Genomic DNA, 1,424 nt, shown 5'->3' on the forward strand with positions numbered 1-1,424 from the left:
GGAGTGGGGACTCCGTCCGCCGGCACCTGGGCCGGGGGGAGGGGCGCCCGGTGGCGTCCGTGCGGGTGCACCGAGTTGGTCACAGGCCCTCCCACCAAGAGCTCGGTGAGACGACCCGGGACCGCACTGCGCCTACGGGGGTGGTGGCAGCGTGGAACATCTGAGGCACCCTAGCGTCGCTCCCGTGTATTCGTAAAACCCCCGTCACTTCTCTCAACTCAATCTCTGTCAATCACGTGGGTGAATCCCGCTTAACCGGGTAGTCGGTACGCCGAGATTCGGTCGAGTCGACAAAGAGATCTGGTTGTATGCGGCCGGGCTCTGTCCGGTACGTCACAACTCATCCGGTTTAAATGGTGCATAACGCCTGCGGGCGACTCCGGTGAAATGTCCGGTTGGCCGGAGGTGTCGACGGAGTTCGGCTCTCTTGGCGCACTCTCGATGTGCCCTCGGCGACAATTCGAATTTCCTGCGAACGTCGTGTGTGGCGATGGCAACGATCAAGGTGAATTCCTGATGGCCGCAGGTCGTCGAATTGCTGTACGACGGCGCGCTGCCCATGCGCCCCCTGGGCGCCCTTGCGTGCCGGGGCCGTGACGTGTTGGCCGACGATGTGTCACCGGCCGCATAGAGGAAGCGTGTTGGTGGCACGATGGTCCCTGGCGGGGGTGTGCGGGGTCGTACCCCCCGGGCCGGGAGAGCGACCGACCTAGGGTGTGATCAGTGTGGCCATTTCGCTGTCAGTGGTGCTGCTGTTGGCGATCATCCTTGTGGTGCTGATCCGCGGGGGATCGCTCAAGGCGGGGCCCGCGATCGTCGCGGTGCTCTTCGGCTTCTTCCTCGCCTCCACGGGCATGGCGCCTTCCATAAACCGCTTCTTGAACGAAGTGGCGGAGACCATCAACTCGATCAGTTTCTGAGGCCCCGCGAGGGAGCGCTCTCGAACCCGCGTACGCTGCGGGGAGCCGGAGAGCGGGGGCAAGGGCCGAGGGGACGGGGGCGTAAGGGATGGTTCTGCGCGACTCGGACCCGGAGGACATCGGCGGATATCCGATCGAGGACCGGCTCGGTTCCGGCGGCATGGGTGTCGTCTATCTCGGCCGCTCCGCCTCGGGACGCCGCCTCGCGCTGAAGGTCGTCCACGGGCAGTACGCCGACGACCAGGAGTTCCGCACCCGCTTCCGCCGTGAGGTGGAAGCCGCCCGCCAGGTCAGCGGAGCCTTCACCGCCCCCGTCGTGGACGCCGACGCGGACGCGTCGAGCCCCTGGATGGCCACGGTCTACATCCCCGGCGAGGACCTCGGCAGCCATGTCCGCCGCGAGGGCCCGCTCCCCCTCGACCGGCTCCGCGAACTGGCTGCGGGCCTCACCGAGGCGCTGCGCGACATCCACCGCGTCGGCGTGGTCCACCGCGACCTCAAGCC

2 protein-coding genes are annotated in these 1,424 nt (G+C 67.1%); both read left to right on the plus strand.

What is annotated here, in order from left to right; genetic code table 11:
• Positions 1–725: 725 nt before the first annotated feature.
• Positions 726–920, plus strand: coding sequence for a hypothetical protein (locus AOK03_RS39040; protein ID WP_055570088.1), 195 nt, complete (start codon positions 726–728; stop codon positions 918–920).
• A gap of 88 nt (positions 921–1,008) precedes the next feature.
• A partial coding sequence (locus AOK03_RS44715) for a protein kinase domain-containing protein (RefSeq protein ID WP_244177938.1) occupies positions 1,009–1,424 on the plus strand: 416 nt, incomplete at its 3' end.

It is taken from the genome of Streptomyces atriruber (assembly GCF_001418325.1).
Lineage (GTDB): Bacteria > Actinomycetota > Actinomycetes > Streptomycetales > Streptomycetaceae > Streptomyces > Streptomyces atriruber.